General features: G+C 69.8%; 16 protein-coding genes and 1 riboswitch. Of the genes, 8 read left to right on the top strand and 8 right to left on the bottom strand.

Features of this window, described 5'->3' with window-relative positions:
* Positions 1-35 precede the first annotated feature (35 nt).
* A complete protein-coding gene (locus OG303_RS14920) occupies positions 36-728 on the bottom strand; it encodes a response regulator (protein ID WP_405868726.1) in 693 nt (230 codons plus the stop codon).
* Between the two features lie 161 nt (positions 729-889).
* Here OG303_RS14920 and OG303_RS14915 point away from each other — a divergent pair, with 161 nt between their 5' ends.
* Genes OG303_RS14915 through OG303_RS14905 form a run of 3 tightly spaced genes read left to right on the top strand, consistent with a single transcriptional unit; the run spans position 890 to position 3,694 of the window.
* Positions 890-1,705: an ABC transporter ATP-binding protein gene (locus OG303_RS14915; RefSeq protein ID WP_405868724.1), complete on the top strand. Its 816-nt coding sequence runs from the start codon at positions 890-892 to the stop codon at positions 1,703-1,705.
* On the top strand, positions 1,695-2,573 hold the full coding sequence (locus tag OG303_RS14910) for an ABC transporter permease (protein WP_405868722.1): 879 nt from the start codon (positions 1,695-1,697) through the stop codon (positions 2,571-2,573). The genes OG303_RS14915 and OG303_RS14910 overlap by 11 nt, the downstream gene beginning before the upstream one ends.
* Positions 2,574-2,632: 59 nt before the next feature.
* Positions 2,633-3,694, top strand: a complete 1,062-nt coding sequence (locus OG303_RS14905; protein WP_405868720.1) for an ABC transporter substrate-binding protein — start codon at positions 2,633-2,635, stop codon at positions 3,692-3,694.
* 54 nt (positions 3,695-3,748) lie between these two features.
* Here OG303_RS14905 and OG303_RS14900 read toward each other — a convergent pair whose 3' ends face one another.
* The 4 genes from OG303_RS14900 to OG303_RS14885 form a co-directional block, all read right to left on the bottom strand.
* The gene (locus OG303_RS14900; protein ID WP_405868718.1) at positions 3,749-4,429 is read right to left on the bottom strand and encodes a response regulator; all 681 of its coding nucleotides are present in this window, start codon (positions 4,427-4,429) and stop codon (positions 3,749-3,751) included.
* Positions 4,426-6,090, bottom strand: a complete 1,665-nt coding sequence (locus tag OG303_RS14895) for an ATP-binding protein (RefSeq protein ID WP_405868716.1) — start codon at positions 6,088-6,090, stop codon at positions 4,426-4,428. Before OG303_RS14895 ends, OG303_RS14900 begins: the two co-directional genes overlap by 4 nt.
* Before the next feature lie 147 nt (positions 6,091-6,237).
* Positions 6,238-7,179, bottom strand: coding sequence for a sucrase ferredoxin (locus OG303_RS14890; protein ID WP_405868714.1), 942 nt, complete (start codon positions 7,177-7,179; stop codon positions 6,238-6,240).
* A gap of 54 nt (positions 7,180-7,233) precedes the next feature.
* Positions 7,234-8,490: a citrate synthase gene (locus OG303_RS14885; RefSeq protein WP_405868712.1), complete on the bottom strand. Its 1,257-nt coding sequence runs from the start codon at positions 8,488-8,490 to the stop codon at positions 7,234-7,236.
* A gap of 119 nt (positions 8,491-8,609) precedes the next feature.
* On the opposite strand from OG303_RS14885, the gene OG303_RS14880 reads away from it, so the two are divergent.
* Positions 8,610-9,776: a citrate synthase gene (locus OG303_RS14880; protein ID WP_405868710.1), complete on the top strand. Its 1,167-nt coding sequence runs from the start codon at positions 8,610-8,612 to the stop codon at positions 9,774-9,776.
* Between the two features lie 176 nt (positions 9,777-9,952).
* On the opposite strand, the gene OG303_RS14875 is transcribed toward OG303_RS14880, so the two are convergent.
* Together OG303_RS14875 and OG303_RS14870 are read right to left on the bottom strand one after the other, a co-directional pair.
* Complete coding sequence (locus OG303_RS14875) at positions 9,953-10,189, bottom strand: hypothetical protein (RefSeq protein ID WP_405868708.1); 237 nt, start codon at positions 10,187-10,189, stop codon at positions 9,953-9,955.
* 199 nt (positions 10,190-10,388) lie between these two features.
* Positions 10,389-10,910 (bottom strand): DUF6082 family protein, encoded by a 522-nt coding sequence (locus OG303_RS14870; RefSeq protein WP_405868706.1) that lies wholly within the window; start codon positions 10,908-10,910, stop codon positions 10,389-10,391.
* Positions 10,911-11,231: 321 nt separating this feature from the next.
* On the opposite strand from OG303_RS14870, the gene OG303_RS14865 reads away from it, so the two are divergent.
* A complete protein-coding gene (locus tag OG303_RS14865) occupies positions 11,232-12,320 on the top strand; it encodes a CobW family GTP-binding protein (RefSeq protein WP_405868704.1) in 1,089 nt (362 codons plus the stop codon).
* Here OG303_RS14865 and OG303_RS14860 read toward each other — a convergent pair.
* Positions 12,317-14,773 carry a DNA topoisomerase (ATP-hydrolyzing) subunit A gene (locus OG303_RS14860; protein ID WP_405868702.1) on the bottom strand — a complete coding sequence of 819 codons (2,457 nt, stop codon included), beginning with the start codon at positions 14,771-14,773 and terminating at the stop codon, positions 12,317-12,319. The genes OG303_RS14865 and OG303_RS14860 overlap by 4 nt on opposite strands.
* 269 nt (positions 14,774-15,042) lie before the next feature.
* Between OG303_RS14860 and OG303_RS14855 the strand changes: the two genes are divergently transcribed.
* From OG303_RS14855 to OG303_RS14845, 3 genes are all read left to right on the top strand, one after another.
* Positions 15,043-16,437, top strand: coding sequence for a M16 family metallopeptidase (locus OG303_RS14855; RefSeq protein ID WP_405868700.1), 1,395 nt, complete (start codon positions 15,043-15,045; stop codon positions 16,435-16,437).
* Positions 16,434-17,822 (top strand): M16 family metallopeptidase, encoded by a 1,389-nt coding sequence (locus tag OG303_RS14850; RefSeq protein WP_405868698.1) that lies wholly within the window; start codon positions 16,434-16,436, stop codon positions 17,820-17,822. Before OG303_RS14855 ends, OG303_RS14850 begins: the two co-directional genes overlap by 4 nt.
* A 203-nt stretch (positions 17,823-18,025) precedes the next feature.
* Positions 18,026-18,188, top strand: a riboswitch (cyclic di-AMP (ydaO/yuaA leader).
* Between the two features lie 13 nt (positions 18,189-18,201).
* Positions 18,202-18,966, top strand: coding sequence for a M23 family metallopeptidase (locus tag OG303_RS14845; RefSeq protein WP_405868696.1), 765 nt, complete (start codon positions 18,202-18,204; stop codon positions 18,964-18,966).
* Positions 18,967-18,987 lie beyond the last annotated feature (21 nt).

Genomic DNA, 18,987 nt, shown 5'->3' with positions numbered 1-18,987 from the left:
CTCACCGTCGTACGGCATGAGGCGCAGTCCTCGGGCTACGGCGCCACCCATGCGTACAGGTGCTCCGGGCGCCCCGTGTCGCCGTACTTGAGGGAGAGGCGGAGGCGGCCGGCCTGTTCGAGGTGGCGGAGGTAGCGCTGGGCCGTGGAGCGGCTCAGGCCCGTCTCCGCGGCCACCTCGTGGGCCGAGAGCGGGTGGTCGGCGTGGTGCAGAACGCGGCAGATGAGGTCGCTCGTCGGCTCCGAGTGACCGCTGGGTAGGCCCGGTGACGAGGGTGCCGGCGTGGTGCGCAGCGCGCCGAAGATCCGGTCCACCTGGTCCTGGCCGGCGATGCCGCGGCCACCGACCCGGTCGACGGTGCGGCGCAGGGCGGCGTACGAGTCGAGGCGGGTGCGCAGGGCGGCGAAGGTGAACGGCTTGACCAGATAGTGCAGCGCGCCGAGGCGCATCGCGGCCTGCACGGTCGTCACATCGCTTGCCGCTGTGATCATGATGACGTCGGCGCCGTGGCCCTGGTCTCGCATGCGGTGGACGAGTTCGAGGCCCGTCTGGTCGGGCAGATAGTGGTCGAGCAGGACCAGGTCGATGGCCCCGCGCTGCACGCTGGCCAGCGCCTGGGCAGCGCTGTGCGCACGGGCGGCGACCCGGAAGCCGGGAACCTTTCCCACGTACTTGGCGTTTATCTCGGCGACGCGGAAGTCGTCGTCCACGACCAGGACGTCAATCATCGGGCCTCTTTCTGTCAAGGCCAGGTGGGCGTTAAACCCATGTTTCGGCTCCGCAGTTGTAGCGCGCGCAAAACGAGCACAACAGGCTGCTGTAAGCAAAAGAACGGCATGCGCTCACAAGGCTGCTGCTGTGGCCCGGGCCACATCTACCGTCCCCGGCCATGAGCGCAGACACCAGCCCCGCCATCCAGCTACGGGGCGCGAGCAAGATCTTCAAGACCCCGTCGGGGGGTCTGCACACGGCCGTCAGGGAGCTGGATCTCACGGTCGGGCGCGGTGAGTTCGTGGCGGTCGTCGGCCCCACGGGCTGCGGCAAGTCGACCACGCTGACCCTGGTCAGCGGGTTGGAGGAGCCCACCGAGGGCGAGGTTCTGGTCGCCGGGGATCCGGTCCAGGGCGTGGGCGACAAGGTCGGTTTCGTCTTCCAGCAGGACGCCACCTTCCCGTGGCGCACGGTCCTGTCCAACGTCATGGCGGGCCCGCGCTTCCGCGGCGTGCCCAAGGCGGAGGCGAAGCAGAAGGCCCGTGAATGGCTCGCCCGGGTCGGCCTCGCCGCCTTCGAGGACCGCTACCCGCACCAGCTCTCCGGTGGCCAGCGCAAGCGCGTCGCGCTCGCCGCGACCTTCGTCAACGACCCCGAGATCCTGCTCATGGACGAGCCCTTCTCGGCGCTCGACGTGCAGACCAGGGCGCTGATGTCGGACGAGCTGCTGGAGCTGTGGGAGGGCACGGGCGCCTCCGTCGTGTTCGTCACGCACGACCTGGAGGAGTCGATCGCGCTGGCCGACAAGGTCGTCGTGATGACGGCCGGTCCCGCCACCGTCAAGCAGGTCTTCGACATCGACCTGCCGCGGCCGCGCAAGGTCGAGTCCGTGCGCCTGGAGCCACGGTTCATCGAGATCTACCGCGAGATCTGGGAGTCCCTGGGCGAAGAGGTCCGCATCACCCGCGAGAGGGGTGCCGCCGATGTCGCCTGACGTCATACCCGAGGCCCAGGTCGCACTGACCATGACAGAACCCGGCAGCAAGACGAACCGCACGCACTCACGCGCGCGTGCCGCCCGTAGACGCAAGATCGTCATCGCGGTCGCGCGGGTGCTGCTCCTGGTCGCCGTCCTCGGCCTGTGGGAGCTGCTCGCCCGCACCAAGGTCATCGACCCGTTCAACTTCTCGATGCCCTCGAAGATCTGGGATCAGATCTGGACCTGGGTGAACCACGGAACCGCCATCGGGTCCCTGGGCGAGCAGATCTGGTACACGCTGTACGAGGCGCTGCTCGGCTGGGTCATCGGTGTGGCCGCCGGTGTCGTGTTCGGCATCACCCTGGGGCGGATCGCCTTCCTCGCCGATGTCATCGGTCCGTACATCAAGGTGCTCAACTCGATTCCCAGGATCGTCCTTGCCCCGGTCTTCATGATCTGGTTCGGCCTCGGCCCCGCCTCCAAGGTTGCCTCGGCGGTCGTCCTGGTCTTCTTCCCGGTCTTCTTCAACGCCTTCCAGGGCGCCCGCGAGGTCGACCGCAATCTCGTCGCCAACGCCCGGATCCTCGGCGCGAGCGACCGCAGGGTGACGCTTCAGGTGGTCGTTCCCTCCGCTACTTCATGGATCTTCACCAGTCTCCATGTCAGCTTCGGCTTCGCCCTCATCGGCGCCATCGTCGGCGAGTACATCGGCGCGACCAAGGGCGTCGGCCTGCTGATCGCGCAGTCGCAGGGGACCTTCAACACGGCCGGTGTGTACGCGGCCATGGTCATCCTCGCCGTCGTCGCACTCGCCGCCGAGGGGCTGCTGACCTTCGCCGAGCGCCGCATCTTCCGGTGGAAGCCGGCGGGTTCCGACAGCTGAATCCCACCGCACCACCTCTCCTCTCCCCGCACAGCCCTCTCACAAGGACGTGAACCGCCATGCGCAAGTCCGGCAGATACACCACCCTGGCCGCCGCCGGCCTGCTCGCCCTCTCCTCCCTCACCGCCTGTGCCAACGACGCGTCGAGCACCGCCTCCACCGGCTCCGGCAGCAAGGGTGACGGCAAGGGCACGAAGGTCAAGATCATGGTCGGTGGCCTGGACAAGGTCATCTACATGCCCGCGATGCTCACCCAGCGGCTCGGCTACTTCGACGCCGAAGGCCTCGACGTGGAGCTCCTGAGCGAGCCCGCCGGCGTCCAGGCCGAGACCGCGCTCGTCTCCGGTCAGGTCCAGGGGGCCGTCGGCTTCTACGACCACACCCTCGACCTCCAGACCAAGGGCAAGGCGATCGAGTCCGTGGTGCAGTTCTCGCACGCGCCCGGAGAGGTGGAGATCGTCTCCAAGAAGGCGGCGGGAGACATCACTTCGCCCAAGGACTTCAAGGGGAAGAAGCTCGGCATCACCGGTCTGGGCTCGTCGACCGACTTCCTCACCAAGTACCTCGCCGTCAAGAACGGCGTGAAGGTCAGCGAGTTCACGCCGGTCGCCGTCGGCGCCGGACCGACCTTCATCTCGGCGCTGCAGCAGGGCTCCATCGACGCCGGCATGACGACTGATCCGACCGTCGCCACGATCCTGGACAAGAAGGCGGGCAAGGTCCTTCTCGACATGCGGACCCCGGAGGGATCACAGGAGGCACTCGGCGGCCCGTACCCGTCGTCGAGCCTGTACATGCAGACGGACTGGGTCAACAGTCACAAGGACACCGTCCAGAAGTTGGCCAATGCATTCGTCAAGACGCTCAAGTGGATGTCCACCCACAGCTCTTCGCAGATCGCCGACAAGATGCCCGCCGACTACTCGCAGGGCAACAAGCTCCTCTACGCCGCGGCCATCGAGAGCACACTGCCGATGTTCACCGACGACGGCGTCATGCCCAAGGACGGTCCCGAGACCGTCGAGAAGGTGCTCAAGGCGTTCAACCCCAACATCAAGAACGCCAAGGTGGATCTGAGCAAGACGTTCACCACCGAGTTCGTGGAGAAAGCCGCGGGCTGAGTCCGTATCCATAGGGGGTACGGCCCCTTCCCCCGCTCCCACCGGCCGTGCCCGTCAGGCGCGGGTCGCCCACACGTAACGGTGTTCAGGGCGGCCCGCGTCGCCGTATTTCAGGGTGAGCCGGGCCCGTCCCGTGCGCTCCAGGAGCTTCAGGTAGCGCTGGGCGGTCTGGCGGCTCACGCCGGTCCGGTCGGCGATCTCCTGGGCGGACAGCGGGCCTTCGGCGTTCATCAGGGACTGACGCACCAGCTCCGCGGTGGTGGGGGAGTGCCCCTTGGGCAGCCCCGGCTCCGAAGAAGCGGACAGGACGCCGAAGATGCGGTCGACCTCGGCCTGCTCCGCCTCGCCGCCGCCGTCGAGCGTGCGGCGCAGATCCGCGTACGCCTCCAGCTTGGCGCGCAGGCCCGCGAAGGCGAACGGCTTGACCAGGTACTGCAGCGCGCCGTGCCGCATCGCGGCCTGCACGGTCGACACGTCACGGGCCGCCGTCACCATGATCACATCGGTCTGGTGGCCGCGGCGGCGCATCTCCTGGACGACCGCCAGACCCGTCCCGTCGGGCAGGTAGTGGTCCATGAGGACCAGGTCCAGACGGGGCAGAAGCTCCAGCTGACGCAGCGCCTCGGCCGCGCTGTGCGCCTCGCCGGCGACGTGGAAGCCCGGCACCTTCTCCACGTAGGCGGCGTTGACGCGCGCGACCCTGGTGTCGTCGTCCACGACCAGGACCTCGATCATTGCGACTCCTCCTTGACGGGCGTGTCCGCGGACGCGGTGAGGGCAGGCGCCGACTCGGTCAGCGCTTCCGGCAGGACGACGGTGAACTCCGCGCCGCCGCCGTGCGCCTCACCGACCGAGGCGCTGCCCCCCTGCCGCTCGGCGAGCCTGCGCACCAGGGAGAGCCCGATGCCACGCTTCCGGTGCGCCGGCGGCTCCTTCGTGGACCATCCGTCGGTGAAGACCAACTCGCGTTGCTCGACAGGGATTCCGGGCCCTGTGTCGCGCACTCTGAGGACAGCGGTACGTCCCTCGGCGCGCAACTCGATCTCCACGCGCGCGTGGAGCGTGCCCGCGACCGCGTCGAGCGCGTTGTCCACCAGGTTCCCGACGATCGTGACGAGCCCCCTGGGATCGATCAGCCGGTCCGGGAGCCGCGTCCGGTCCGACACCCACAGGGCGACGCCGCGCTCGGCCGCGACCGTCGCCTTGCCCACCAGCAGGGCGGCGAGCAGCGGATCCTGGATCTTCTCGGTGACCTGTTCCGCGGTGGTCCTGTGGTCGCCGACCACCTCGCCGACGAAGTCCACGGCGTCGTCGTACATCTCCAGTTCGAGCAGCCCCAGAAGCGTGTGCATGCGGTTGGCGTGCTCGTGGTCCTGGGCGCGCAGGGCGTCGATCAGGCCCCGCGTCGAGTCGAGTTCCCGGCCGAGCTGCTCCAGCTCGGTGCGGTCGCGCAGGGTGGCCACGGCGCCGCCGTCGTCGGTCGGCATGCGGTTGGCGACCAGGACGCGCTGGCCGCGGACGGTGAGCAGGTCGGTGCCCGTCACCCGCCCGCCCAGGATGTCGGCCGTACGTCCTTCACCGAGCGCCTCGTCGGGAGACCGGCCGACGGCCTCCTCGTCGATGTCCAGCAGGCGACGGGCCTCGTCGTTCAGGAGGCGTATACGGCCGGCGCGGTCCAGGGCGACGACGCCCTCCCGGATGCCGTGCAGCATCGCCTCGCGCTCCGCGAGCAGCCCCGAGATGTCCGAGAACGCCAGGTCACGGGTCTGCCGCTGAACCCGCCGCGAGATCAGCCAGGCGGCCAGCGCACCGACGGCCAGCGCGCCCCCGGCGTAGGCGAGCAGCTCGGGGATCGCGCCGATGAGCTCGGCCCGCACGCTGTCGTACTTGATCCCGACCGAGACCGCACCGATGATCTTGCCGTCGGCGTCCCGCAGGGGCACCTTGCCGCGGGCCGAGCGGCCCAGGGTGCCTTTGTCGATCTCCATGACCTCCTTGCCCGCCAGGGCGTCTCGGGGGTCCGTGGAGACGCGATGGCCGATCTGCGCTGCTGTGGGGTGCGACCAGCGCACCCAGTTCCGGTCCAGCACCACGATGTACTCGGCGTGCGTGGCCCGCTGGATCCGCTCGGCCTCCTTCTGCACCGGACCGTTCCTGGTCGGCGGCGTGGTCAGCAGCCCCTCGGCGATCTGCGGGTCCTGGGCGGTGGTCTCGGCGATGGCCAGGGCACGGCGCATCGCCTCCTGGTCCAGCTGCTTGCTCAGCGGTGCCAGGAACAGCCCGGTCGCGAGCACCGCAACTCCTGCGGCGATCACCACCTGCATCAGCAGTACCTGCGAGAACACCCGCTTCGGGAAACCGAGGCGCAGGCGGCGTGCGGGGGGAGTGGGGCTCATACCCACGACCGTACGTGGACGTGCCGGAACTGCCGTAGGGGGTGTGGCATGGATCTCTTGATCAATGCTGAGGCGAGCAGGTCGAAGTGTTGAGGCGAGTGGATCGACGTGTTGATCGGCCGGGTCAGCTCGCGTTGATCGGCCGGGTCACCTCGCGAGTGCGGTCGTCCTCGACTCGTGCACCGCAAGGACCTCCATACGCGCGGGTGACCCCAGAACCGACGTACTGCAGCTCTCCGGGCGGGGCGGCAGGGACGCGCCCTGGGCCACATCGACGCGCCACTGGCGTCCGTCCTCGTGGGCGACGGTCACCTGCCAGTGCGGTGCGGCCCCGTCCGTCCGTACGACGCTCAGGACGTCCGCCGCGTACTCGCGCACCGCCGCGCGCACGGCCAGCTCGGCCGCCTGACCGGGCCGTTCCCAGGCGGAGCTGCCGCGGCATCCCTCCACGACGATCCGCCCCTCCTGGACGCCGTTGAGGATCTCCTTGACGGCGTGGGCCTCGGCGCGGCCGTAGGCGTATCCGTACGGCAGCACGAGCAGTGTGGGGGAGAAGCGATGGCCACCCAGATGAGTGACCTCCCAGACGCCCTCCACCCCGGAGGAGGCGAGCTCGGCCGCGAGCGGGCGGCCGAGCAGCGCGCAGCAGCGGTCGCGCTTGCCGTTGGTGCAGACGAGGGCGAGCGGATCACCGGCGTGGGGCCGGGCCCCGAGTGCCGAGTCGAAGGTGTGGTGCTCGCCCCTGCCGAGCGCGGCGAAGTCCAGGTCGAGCAGAGCCCGAGGATCGCAGGTCCTGGCGGAGTGCACCCATGTGTTGCCGGGCGCCGTGTGGGCCGCGTACACCTGCCGCGCGGCAGGCGTGCCGCAGTCGGCGTGCCTTCCCGGGCGCCGGATCAGCGCGATGCGTACGCCCGTGCCCTTCGCGGCGGTCTCCAGCGCGCGGCCGAGTGCCGGATCGAGGTGGCTCGAAGTGAGCGCATTGGCGCCCCAGGGGCCCGACTGCTCCAGCAGTAGCCAGGTCCTCGCGGTGGCCGCGGTTCCCGAGATCGGCTCGTCGAGCTCCCGGGAGACGGTTGAGCACGTACTCACAGAGGTGAGCCTAACCTGACTTGGTTTGCGGTGACTTCCAGCCGCGCTCGTGTCCTACTCCGGCAGAGGCTGGGGCGGCCTCGGGCCGACGTAGTGGCCGCTCGGGCGCATGCGCAGCGGGCGTTCCCCGTACTCCTCGAGCGCGTGGGCGATCCAGCCCGCCGTACGAGCCACGGCGAAGATGGTCTCGCCGGCCGTGGAGGGCATGCCGGAGGACGCGGTGAGCACGGCCAGGGCCAGGTCGACGTTGGCGTGCAGTGGCGTGTGCCGGGCGGTGGTGGCCACGATGTCGCGGGCCGCGGCGAGGGCGGGAGCGGCGCGGGGGATCTCCTCCAGAAGCCCGAACAGAACACGCGCGCGTGGGTCCTCGCCGGGGTAGAGGCGGTGGCCGAGCCCCGGAATGCGGCGGCCCGCCCGCAGCTCTTCCGCGATCACGGGGGCCGCGTCGCCCTCCTCGAGCACGTCGAGCAGCAGCCGGTGGGCGAGCCCGCTGGCCGCTCCGTGCAGGGGGCCCTCGAGCACGCCGAGCCCGGCGGAGACGGCCGCGTAGGCGTGGGCGCGGGCCGACGCGGCCACGCGCACCGCGAGGGTCGAGGCGGCGAGATCGTGGTCGACGAGGAGCGCGAGCGCCGTGTCCAGCGCGCGCAGCGAGGCCTCGTCGGCTTCCCGTCCGCTCAGCCGCGCCCACAGGCGGTGGGCCAGCGGACCCTCGTCGCGGTGGGCGCGCCGGGCCGGTGGCAGGGCGGCGACGAGGGTGGGGATGAGGGTGCGCGCGGTGCCGAGCACGGCGTCTTCGGAGAGGTCGAAACGCACCGGGTCCGCGGCCGCGGCGGCGATCGCCGCGACCCTCAACCGGTCGGTCGGGCCGGTGTGTTCGGGCAGCGCGTCGACGGCGCGGCGGGCCACGGCGACCGAGGCCCGAGGTGCGGTGAACGCGATTCCGCGGCGCATCCGGCCGGTCCACAGCCACTCGGCGACCTCTTCGTAGGAGTAGCGCTTGGCCAGTTCGGTGGCGTCGACGCCCCGGAAGTAGTACCGGTCGGTCTCGATGAGCGTGATGCGGGTCCGCACGGCGAGCTCGCCGCCTGATGCCGAACTCCCGCTGCTCTCCCGCCTGTTGCGCCGGGAGAGGGCCTCCACCTCCTTGGCGTCCAAGGTGCTGCCCCGGCCGCCGGGCACGCGTCGGCTGCTGAGCTGGCCGCGGCTCACGTACGCGTACACGGTCTCGGGCTTCACGCCCAGCAGTTCGGCGGCTTCCTTTGTGGTCAGCCGCCGCTCGGAGTGACCGGTGGAGGGCTCTTGATCGCGCATGGGATCACCGTATCGGCATGACGATATATGGACTAGGAACATTGACTTGTATTGATTCAATCAATATTGACAGAGAAATAGTCAATCATGGACAGTCGAATCAAGTCCAGGGAGGAATCATGTCCATCAACAAGTCAGCAGCCGCCACCATCGACGTGCCGCGAGGACTCGCCGGTGTCGTGGTCACCGACACCGAGATCGGGGACGTCCGGGGGCTCGAGGGCTTCTATCACTACCGCCAGTACTCGGCCGTCGAACTGGCGCAGAGCCGCGGCTTCGAGGACGTCTGGTACCTCCTGGTCCACGGCGAACTGCCGGACGCGGCGCAGTGCGCGGCCTTCACCGCCGAGACGGCGGCCCTGCGGCGGGTGCCCGACGAGGTACGCGTGACCCTGCCCGCCATTGCGGCGGCGAGCGGGCGGTCCGGCCCGCTGGCCGGCATGCGCACCGCACTGTCGCTGCTCGGCGCGGCGAAGGGCTTCCGGCCGGTGTACGACATCGACGCGGCCGACCGTCGCCGGGACGCCCTCGTGGCGGCCGCGGTCGTACCGACGCTGCTCACGTCGCTGCATCGGCTGGGTCGGGGCCTCGAACCGGTGGAGCCCCGGGACGACCTTTCCTACGCGGCCAACTACCTCTACATGCTGACGGGTTCGGTGCCGGACCCGAGGCGGGCGCGGGCGGTCGAGCAGTACTTGATTTCAACCATTGATCACGGCTTCAATGCATCAACCTTCACAGCGCGCGTCATCACGTCGACGGGAGCGGACGTGGCCGCGTGCCTCGTCGGGGCCGTGGGGGCGCTCTCCGGTCCGCTGCACGGTGGTGCGCCCAGCCGCGCGCTGGACACCCTGGACGCGATCGGCACCCCCGACCGCATCGACCCCTGGATCCGCGAACGCGTCCTCGCCGGCGACCGCATCATGGGCTTCGGCCACCCCGTCTACCGCACCGAGGACCCCCGGTCGCGCATGCTCCGCGAGGTGGCGCAGAGCTTCGGCGGCCCGCGCGTGGAGTTCGCCGTAGAGGTCGAGCGCCAAGTCGAGGCGATCCTGGCCGAGTTGAAGCCGGGCCGGGAGCTGCATACGAACGTCGAGTTCTACGCGGGCGTCGTCATGGAACTGTGTGGCCTGCCGCGGGAGATGTTCACCCCGACGTTCGCGGCGGCGCGGGTGGTGGGCTGGGGTGCGAACATCCTGGAGCAGGCGGAGGACTCGAAGATCATCAGGCCCGCGGCGCGGTATGTGGGGCCGGGGGCGCCGGTGGCGGTGCCGGAGGTGGCCTGAAGCGCACCAAAGGCCCGGCACCGATCCCGTGCCGGGCCTTGCGTGAGTGGTGAGCAGGGGGAGCGGGTTGCTGTTCTGCTCGGTCGGGGCTGGCCCTGCACCGCTCATCGATGGCGTGCGGGGGGCGGAACGCGGCGAAGCTGAGGATGGATTCGCTGCCCGGAGCCGCTCTTGGCTCAAGCGTCGGGAATGTCCGCCTTGGCGCGCAGCAGGGTTTCCCGAGTGATGATCACGATGCGCTCGTAGTCGGCGCGACCCGCATCGGGCGGTAGCTTGCCGTCGAGTTCAGCCGTCGCTTCCGTCCCGATAACAGCGAAGTTTCCGTCGCTGAGTTCGAAAATATCAGGACAAGTTTCGCCATTCAGGCTGCCGCGTTCGCGCGGTGTCGCACCGAGGCGGCGCACGATGTTCAAAGAAAGGCCCCGATCCTTGTGATGTGTAGCGAGCAAGAACGGGCCCAAGTATTGCTCTGAGCCTAGTGAGCCTGCTGATGATTCGCAGAACCAGTCGCCGATTCCCCACGATCGAGACCTGGTCTTGATCAAGGTGTTGACGGGTGAGGCAACTTGACCATCTGAGCAGATCATCAGGCGGTGGGCGGCTGTGAAGGTCTCATGAGCTCTCGGTCGGCGGTTCGCCGACCACCCACCACTCGTCGGTGTCGGCGTCATCGAGATCCTGGATGAGGCTGTCCATCATTCTCCCTACGCGGGCCTCGTCCGAGGTGTCGACAAGACTGGCGCGATGGGGGCGGGTTGCTTCCCAGTAATCCCGGAATATCGAGTTTCGGCAGGTGATCCTGAGATAGCCGTACAGCTCCTCCCACGTGACCACGCCGCTGCGGTAGGCGAGAAGCGCATTCGAGTAGAGCGCATTCGCGAAAAGGAACTGTCGGCGCTGGGTGGGTGATTCCACCTCGACGGTGCTGAGCACCGCGGCGAGGTCGGGGTCGTCCAGGGCCTTGTTCAGCAGGTAGAGCTGCAGCCGCTGCTGGGTGGACTCGGCGTGACGATCTCCGTAGCCGTTGCGCAGGAGCTGCTGCGCGGCGAGGGCGGTCAGGATTCCGGCAGCGAAGCCGAGCCCTGTTCGTGCGGCTACCCCCAGCAGTCGTGTCCCAGCATTCTGTGTGGCCATGTCAACCCCCGAATCAGGCGGCCGTGCGCCGGTCGTCGGGGTGCGGGTCGACTGAGGGGGACCGGCGAGCGGTGGGCGGCGCTTGCCGTCTCCCAGGATGCCGAGCGGCTCTGATCGGCAGGGAGGCGGAGAGGAGGCGCACGGAGGGAAGCGAGGGTCGCACGCTCCGGCGCCTTCCCCAACGTCTGCCCCGCAAGTGCTGCTAACAATCGTTCACTTCGCAGTGATTATTCCGGCTCGTATCCTGGTCCGGCATTCAATCCTCGTACGTGCGCCGGGCCCGCGATCCGGTGTACGCGTCGGTGTCAGAGAGGTCGCACGTTGAGTCAGCCGAGCCACAGCTTCCGGCAGATCCCGGTCGTCGTCCTTGCCGGATTCCTGGGCTCCGGCAAGACCACCCTCCTCAATCACCTCCTCCACCGCAGCGGTGGCAGCCGGATCGGTGCCATCGTGAACGACTTCGGTGCCATCGAGATCGACGCCATGGCCGTCGCCGGTGCGCTCGGTGATTCGACCGTGTCCCTCGGGAACGGGTGTCTGTGCTGTGCCGTCGACGTCGGCGAGCTGGACCAGTACCTGGAGCGGCTTGCCCGGTCCACCGCGGGCATCGACGTCATCGTCATCGAGGCGAGCGGCCTCGCCGAACCGCAGGAACTGGTGCGGATGGTGCTGGCCAGTGAGCAACCGGGGATCGTGTACGGCGGCCTCGTCGAGGTCGTCGACGCCGCCGAGTTCGACGACACACGCGTGAAGCATCCCGAGGTCGACCGGCATCTCGCCCTCGCCGACCTCGTCGTCGTCAACAAGCTCGACCGGGCGCCGGATGCGGATCGCGTCCTCGGACTCGTCCGGTCCCTCGTCGACCGCGCCGCCGTCGTGCCCGCGACGTACGGGCGCGTCGACGCCGAGTTCCTCTTCGACTGCCGGCCGAGCGAGGAGCGCATCGGGCAGTTGTCCTTCGACGATCTGGCCGACCATGACGGTCATGGCGAGCACGACGACCACTCCGCCCACCTGCACGCCGCCTACGACAGCCTGTCCTTCACCGGCGAACTGCCCATGGATCCACGCCGGTTGATGGAGTTCCTCGACAGCAGGCCCGAGGGGCTGTACCGGATCAAGGGGTACGTCGACTTCGGGGCGTACGACGTCCGCAACCGTTACGCCGTACACACCGTGGGGCGGTTCCTCCGCTTCTACCCGGAGCCCTGGGCTCCCGGCGACGCACGCCTGACCCAGCTCGTCCTCATCGGTTCCGGCATCGACGCGTCCGCCCTCCGCAAGGAACTCGAGGGGTGCGGGAACGATGCCCCACACACCGCCGACGAGGCCGGAATGTGGGGCGTCCTGCGCTTCGTACAGGATCCGGAGGAGGACCCCGACGAGGATCTCGTGGAGCCGCCGGTCTAGACCGGGCCGGCCACCACCGCCACCGTCTTCGCCAGGGACACGCCCGAGCCGTCGCGGCGCGGGTCGATGTCCGGGAGGTCGACCGGGGTGCCGTTCTTCTGCGCCGCCTTGGCCGGAACTGCGCCCGTCCAGGCCAGGGACAGGCAGTCCTCGCCCTTCAGGAACCGCTGGCAGCGGACGCCGCCGGTGGCGCGGCCCTTGCGCGGGTACTGGTCGAACGGGGTCAGCTTGGCCGTCGTCTGGACCGAGTCGTCGAGCGTGCCGCGCGAGCCCGCGACCGTGAACACGACCGCGTCCACCGCCGGGTCCACGGCCGTGAAGGAGATGACCTTCGCGCCGTCGGTGAGCTTGATGCCCGCCATGCCGCCCGCCGGACGGCCCTGGGGACGGACCTGCGAGGCCTGGTAGCGCAGCAGTTGTGCGTCGTCGGTGATGAAGATGAGGTCCTCGTCGCCGGTACGAAGTTCGATCGCGCCGGCGATCCGGTCACCGTCCTTGAGCGTGATGACCTCCAACTCCTCCTTGTTGGACGGGTAGTCGGGGACCACACGCTTGACGACGCCCTGTTCGGTGCCGAGGGCGAGGCCGGGGGAGGACTCGTCGAGCGTGGTCAGACAGACCACCGTCTCGTTGTCCTCCAGGGAGATGAACTCCGACAGGAGAGCCCCGCCGGACAGGTTCGGCGCCGCCAACGTGTCCGGCAGCTGCGGGAGGTCGACGACGTTGATCCGCAGCAGACGCCCCGAGGACGTCACCGCGCCGATCTCGCCGCGTGCCGTCGCCGGGACCGCCGAGACGATCACGTCGTGCTTGGAGCGCCGGGCGTCGGCGTCCTCCGGGAAGGGCTCGCCGTTCGACGTGCGGGCCAGCAGGCCCGTGGAGGACAGCAGCACACGGCACGGGTCGTCCGCGACCTGCAGCGGCACGGCGGCCGAGGGGGCGCCCGAGGCCTCCAGCAGGACCGTACGCCGCTCGGTGCCGAACTGCTTTGCCACGGCGGCCAGTTCGGAGGAGACCAGCTTGCGCAGCTCCGCGTCCGACTCGAGGATCCGGGTCAGCTCGGCGATCTCCGCCTTGAGCCTGTCCTTCTCCGACTCGAGCTCGATCCGGTCGAACTTGGTCAGACGGCGCAGTGGCGTGTCCAGGATGTACTGGGTCTGGATCTCCGACAGGGAGAAGCGCTCGATCAGGCGCTCCTTCGCCTGCGCGCTGTTCTCGCTGGAGCGGATCAGGCGGATGACCTCGTCGATGTCGACGAGCGCGGTGAGCAGGCCCTCCACCAGGTGCAGGCGGTCGCGCCGCTTGGTGCGGCGGAACTCGCTGCGGCGCCGCACGACCTCGAAGCGGTGGTCGAGGTAGACCTCCAGGAGCTCCTTGAGGCCGAGCGTGAGCGGCTGGCCGTCCACCAGCGCGACGTTGTTGATGCCGAAGGACTCCTCCATCGGCGTCAGCTTGTAGAGCTGCTCCAGGACGGCCTCCGGCACGAAGCCGTTCTTGATCTCGATGACCAGGCGCAGGCCGTGGGCGCGGTCGGTGAGGTCCTTGACGTCGGCGATGCCCTGGATCTTCTTGGAGCCGACCAGGTCCTTGATCTTGGCGATGACCTTCTCGGGGCCGACCGCGAAGGGCAGTTCGGTGATGACCAGGCCCTTGCGGCGTGCGGTGACGGTCTCGACCTCGACCGTGGCGCGGATCTTGAAGGTGCCGCGGCCCGTCTCGTACGCGTCCCGGATGCCGGCCAGGCCGACGATGCGGCCGCCGGTGGGCAGGTCGGGGCCAGGGACGTGCTTCATCAGGGTGTCGAGGTCCGCGCCCGGGTAGCGGATCAGGTGCCGGGCGGCGGAGATGACCTCGGCGAGGTTGTGCGGCGGCATGTTCGTCGCCATGCCGACCGCGATGCCCGACGAGCCGTTCACCAGCAGGTTCGGGAAGGCGGCGGGCAGGGCGACCGGCTCCTGCTCCTGGCCGTCGTAGTTGGGCGTGAAGTCGACCGTGTCCTCGTCGATCGACTCCGTCATCAGGCTGGTGGCCTGGGCCTGGCGGCACTCGGTGTACCGCATGGCGGCCGGCGGGTCGTCGTTGCCCAGCGAGCCGAAGTTGCCGTGGCCGTCGACGAGCGGCACGCGCATGGAGAAGGGCTGGGCCATGCGCACCAGGGCGTCGTAGATCGACGCGTCGCCGTGCGGGTGCAGCTTGCCCATGACCTCGCCGACCACGCGCGCGCACTTCACATAGCCGCGGTCGGGGCGCAGCCCCATCTCGTTCATCTGGTAGACGATGCGGCGGTGCACCGGCTTGAGGCCGTCACGGGCGTCGGGCAGGGCTCGGGAGTAGATGACCGAGTACGCGTACTCGAGGAAGGAGCCCTGCATCTCGTCGACGACGTCGATGTCGAGGATCTTCTCCTCGTACGAGTCATCGGGCGGCGGGGTCTTCGTGCTGCGGCGGGCCATCGCTGCCGGCTCCTTGCTGAAGCGTGAACGGTATCTGACGCGGACCATTGTGGACCGCGGCACTGACAACGCGGGCCAGGACCCGGTGTCGGCGGTCCGGCTCGGCTCGCGGGGGGTCACCCTGCCGCGGCTGCCCGCAGGTTACGCGATCCGCTGTGGGCGTACGTCGTCCGGGAACTTCGCCGACGGTCCGCACGCTTGCATACAGTGGCAGGACCGGCAGGAAAACCGCGGTTCGAACCACCGCACCCGCGATCGAAGGGACGTACATGCCCATGGGTCACACGGCCACAGACCAGGCAGGCACCGGGGGCCTGACAGCGACCGAGCACCGCCTGGCCAACGGCCTGCGCGTGGTGCTCTCCGAGGACCACCTGACCCCCGTCGCGGCGGTGTGCCTCTGGTACGACGTCGGATCGCGCCACGAAGTCAAGGGACGCACGGGCCTGGCTCACCTTTTCGAGCACCTCATGTTCCAGGGCTCGGGTCAGGTCAAGGGCAACGGGCACTTCGAGCTGGTGCAGGGCGCGGGCGGCTCGCTCAACGGCACCACCAGCTTCGAGCGCACCAACTACTTCGAGACCATGCCCACCCACCAACTGGAGCTCGCCCTCTGGCTGGAGGCCGACCGTATGGGCTCCCTGCTCGCCGCTCTCGACGACGAGTCCATGGAGAACCAGCGGGACGTCGTCAAGAACGAGCGCCGGCAGCGCTACGACAACGTGCCGTACGGCACGGCGTTCGAGAAGCTGACCGCCCTCGCCTACCCGGAGGGCCACCCCTACCACCACACCCCGATCGGTTCGATGGCCGACCTGGACGCGGCGACGCTGGAGGACGCGCGCGCGTTCTTCCGCACGTACTACGCGCCCAACAACGCGGTTCTGTCGGTCGTGGGTGACATCGACCCGGAGCAGACGCTCGCCTGGGTCGAGAGGTACTTCGGGTCCATCGCCTCGCACGACGGCAAGCCCGCCCCCCGCGACGGCTCGCTGCCCGAGGTCATCGGCGGGCAGCTGCGCGAGGTCGTCGAGGAGGAGGTCCCGGCGCGCGCCCTGATGGCCGCCTACCGGCTGCCGCACGACGGCACGCGCGAGGCGGACGCCGCCGACCTGGCGCTCACCGTCCTCGGCGGCGGCGAGTCCTCCCGTCTCTACAACCGGCTCGTACGGCGCGACCGTACGGCCGTCGCGGCCGGGTTCGGCCTGCTGCGGCTGGCCGGAGCGCCCTCCCTGGGCTGGCTGGACGTGAAGACCTCCGGTGACGTCGAGGTGCCGGTCATCGAGACCGCCATCGACGAGGAGCTCGCCCGGTTCGCCGAGAAGGGTCCCACCGCCGAGGAAATGGAGCGCGCCCAGGCCCAGTTGGAGCGCGAGTGGCTGGACCGGCTCGGCACCGTCGCGGGCCGCGCCGACGAACTGTGCCGGTACGCCGTCCTGTTCGGCGACCCGCAGCTCGCCCTGACGGCCGTCCAGCGCGTCCTGGAGGTGACCCCCGAGGAGGTCAAGGAGGTCGCCAAGGCCCGCCTGCGCCCCGACAACCGCGCGGTGCTCGTCTACGAGCCCGTCTCGGGAGAGCCCGCGGAGGACGCGGATCCCCCGGAAGACCCCGAGGCGGAGGCCACGATCGAAGCCCGCGACGAGAACGAGGAGGCGGCCAAGTGACCGAGCTCGCCACGATGCAGTTCCACCCGCAGCCCCAGGCGGGCGAGGCCAGGCCCTGGGCCTTCCCGGCCCCGGAGCGCGGTGCGCTCGGCAACGGCCTGACCGTCCTGCGCTGCCACCGCCCCGGCCAGCAGGTCGTCGCCGTCGAGGTGCTCCTGGACGCGCCCCTGGAGGCCGAGCCGGCCGCCGTCGAAGGCGTCGCCACGATCATGGCGCGCGCCTTCTCGGAGGGCACCGACAAGCACTCCGCCGAGGAGTTCGCGGCCGAGCTGGAGCGGGCCGGCGCCACCCTCGACGCGCACGCCGACCACCCGGGCGTCCGCCTCAGCCTCGAAGTCCCGGCCTCCCGCCTCGCCAAGGCGCTCGGCCTGCTCGCCGACGCGCTCAGGGCGCCGGCGTTCGCCGACAGCGAGGTCGAGCGGCTCGTCCGCAACCGCCTGGACGAGATCCCGCACGAGCTGGCCAACCCGTCCCGCCGCGCCGCCAAGGAGCTCTCCAAGGAGCTGTTCCCGGCGAACTCGCGTATGTCGCGCCCGCGTCAGGGCACCGAGGAGACGGTCGAGAAGATCGACGCCGCGGCCGTACGCGCGTACTACGACCGGCACGTCAGGCCCGCCACGGCCACCGCGGTCGTCGTCGGCGACCTCACCGGCATCGACCTGGACGAGCTGCTCGGGGACACCCTGGGCGCGTGGACGGGCTCCAAGGCCGAGCCCCGTCCTGTGCCTCCGGTGACGGCAGACGACACCGGGCGCGTGATCGTCGTGGACCGTCCCGGCGCCGTCCAGACGCAGTTGCTCATCGGCCGCGTCGGCCCCGACCGGCACGACCGCGTGTGGCCCGCGCAGGTGCTCGGCACGTACTGCCTGGGCGGCACGCTCACCTCCCGTCTGGACCGCGTCCTGCGTGAGGAAAAGGGCTACACCTACGGTGTGCGCGCGTTCGGCCAGGTACTCAGGTCCGCCCCGGACGGCTCCGGTGCCGCGATGCTCGCGATCAGCGGCTCCGTCGACACCCCCAACACGGGACCGGCCCTGCAGGACCTGTGGACCGTGCTGCGCACGCTCGCCGAAGGGGGCCTGACCGACGCCGAGCGCGACGTCGCCGTGCAGAACCTCGTCGGGGTCGCGCCGCTCAAGTACGAGACCGCGGCGGCCGTGGCGAGCACGCTGGCCGACCAGGTCGAGCAGCACCTGCCGGACGACTTCCAGGCGACGCTGTACCAGCAGCTCGCCGCGACCGGCACCGTGGAGGCCACCGCGGCGGCCGTGAGCGCCTTCCCGGTGGACCGCCTGGTGACGGTCCTCGTCGGTGACGCGGCCGCGATCAAGGAGCCCGTCGAGGCCCTCGGGATCGGCGAAGTCACCGTCGTGACGGCCGAGTAGAGGATCGGTCGGCGCACACGCGCGCAGGGGCCCTGGTGACTGATGAGTCACCAGGGCCCCCTAATGTCCGAATTGGGGGAGAGGTTGCCTGTCTGACCTGTGGCATGCGCTACAAAACGCGTGATCCGTTTGGGGATTGAAAGTCGCCCCGCTTAGCGTCGTCCGGGCTGTCCGTCAGGCACCGAGCCGCATCCGCGGCAACCGGACAGCCATCGCCGAGTCCCCGTACGGCGCGAGCCAGGGGAGCCGGGGACCCACGTAGTCCCTGGGGTGAATCGGACGCCCGCGCGCGCAGCGAGGGGGTCCGTAGGAGACCTTCCTGCTCCGAACCCGTCAGCTAACCCGGTAGGCGAGAAGGAAGGAAAGGACCAGCCACTACATGGCGTTCACCCGCGCCACCGGGAAGCACCGTCGTCCCAGCCGGATGCACCGCACCAGCACGCGCGCCGCCGGCGTCGCGGCCCTCGCCACCACCGGTGTCATCGGCACCCTCGCCGCCCCGGCGCTCGCCGCCGAGAGCTCCGTCGAGCAGACCGGCCTCACCCCCGTCATCACCATCGGCGACGCGATCGCCGACAAGATCGACGCCCAGGCCGATGCCCAGAAGCAGGCCGCCGAGGAGGCCGCCCGCAAGAAGGCGGCCGAGGAGGCGGAGCGCAAGAAGGCCGCCGCGAAGGCCAAGGCGGAGCGCGAGGCCAAGGAGCGGGCCGCCCGCGAGGCCGAGCGCAAGCGCCTCAACACCTTCGTCGCGCCGATCTCCAACTCGTATGTCTCGACCGGCTACAAGACCGGTGGCTCCCTCTGGTCCTCCGGCAGCCACACCGGCATCGACTTCCACGCCGCGACCGGCACGACCGTCCACGCGGTCGGCTCCGGCACCGTCGTCGAGACGGGCTGGGGCGGTTCCTACGGCAACCAGGTCGTGATCAAGATGCACGACGGCACGTACACCCAGTACGGCCACCTGTCGTCCATCGGTGTCTCGGTGGGCCAGACGGTCACCCCGGGCCAGCAGATAGCCCTCTCCGGCGCGACCGGCAACGTCACCGGACCGCACCTGCACTTCGAGGCCCGTACGACGCCCGAGTACGGCTCGGACATCGACCCCGTCGCCTACCTGCGCTCGCACGGCGTGAACGTCTGACGACGAACCGCAAGATCCCCT

Origin of the sequence: Streptomyces sp. NBC_00005 (assembly GCF_045160215.1) — a bacterium.
Classification (GTDB): Bacteria; Actinomycetota; Actinomycetes; order Streptomycetales; family Streptomycetaceae; genus Streptomyces.
This window is presented reverse-complemented; position numbering and strand designations above follow the sequence as displayed.

Bases quoted from the DNA above. Each gene is read 5' to 3' on its own strand.
- OG303_RS14885 (WP_405868712.1), bottom strand. From the start codon at position 8,490: ATGCGCGATCAAGAGCCCTCCACCGGTCACTCCGAGCGGCGGCTGACC.
- OG303_RS14915 (WP_405868724.1), top strand. From the start codon at position 890: ATGAGCGCAGACACCAGCCCCGCCATCCAGCTACGGGGCGCGAGCAAG.
- OG303_RS14920 (WP_405868726.1), bottom strand. From the start codon at position 728: ATGATTGACGTCCTGGTCGTGGACGACGACTTCCGCGTCGCCGAGATA.
- OG303_RS14870 (WP_405868706.1), bottom strand. From the start codon at position 10,910: ATGGCCACACAGAATGCTGGGACACGACTGCTGGGGGTAGCCGCACGA.
- OG303_RS14845 (WP_405868696.1), top strand. From the start codon at position 18,202: ATGGCGTTCACCCGCGCCACCGGGAAGCACCGTCGTCCCAGCCGGATG.
- OG303_RS14910 (WP_405868722.1), top strand. From the start codon at position 1,695: ATGTCGCCTGACGTCATACCCGAGGCCCAGGTCGCACTGACCATGACA.
- OG303_RS14895 (WP_405868716.1), bottom strand. From the start codon at position 6,090: ATGAGCCCCACTCCCCCCGCACGCCGCCTGCGCCTCGGTTTCCCGAAG.
- OG303_RS14855 (WP_405868700.1), top strand. From the start codon at position 15,043: ATGCCCATGGGTCACACGGCCACAGACCAGGCAGGCACCGGGGGCCTG.
- OG303_RS14880 (WP_405868710.1), top strand. From the start codon at position 8,610: ATGTCCATCAACAAGTCAGCAGCCGCCACCATCGACGTGCCGCGAGGA.
- OG303_RS14860 (WP_405868702.1), bottom strand. From the start codon at position 14,773: ATGGCCCGCCGCAGCACGAAGACCCCGCCGCCCGATGACTCGTACGAG.
- OG303_RS14900 (WP_405868718.1), bottom strand. From the start codon at position 4,429: ATGATCGAGGTCCTGGTCGTGGACGACGACACCAGGGTCGCGCGCGTC.
- OG303_RS14905 (WP_405868720.1), top strand. From the start codon at position 2,633: ATGCGCAAGTCCGGCAGATACACCACCCTGGCCGCCGCCGGCCTGCTC.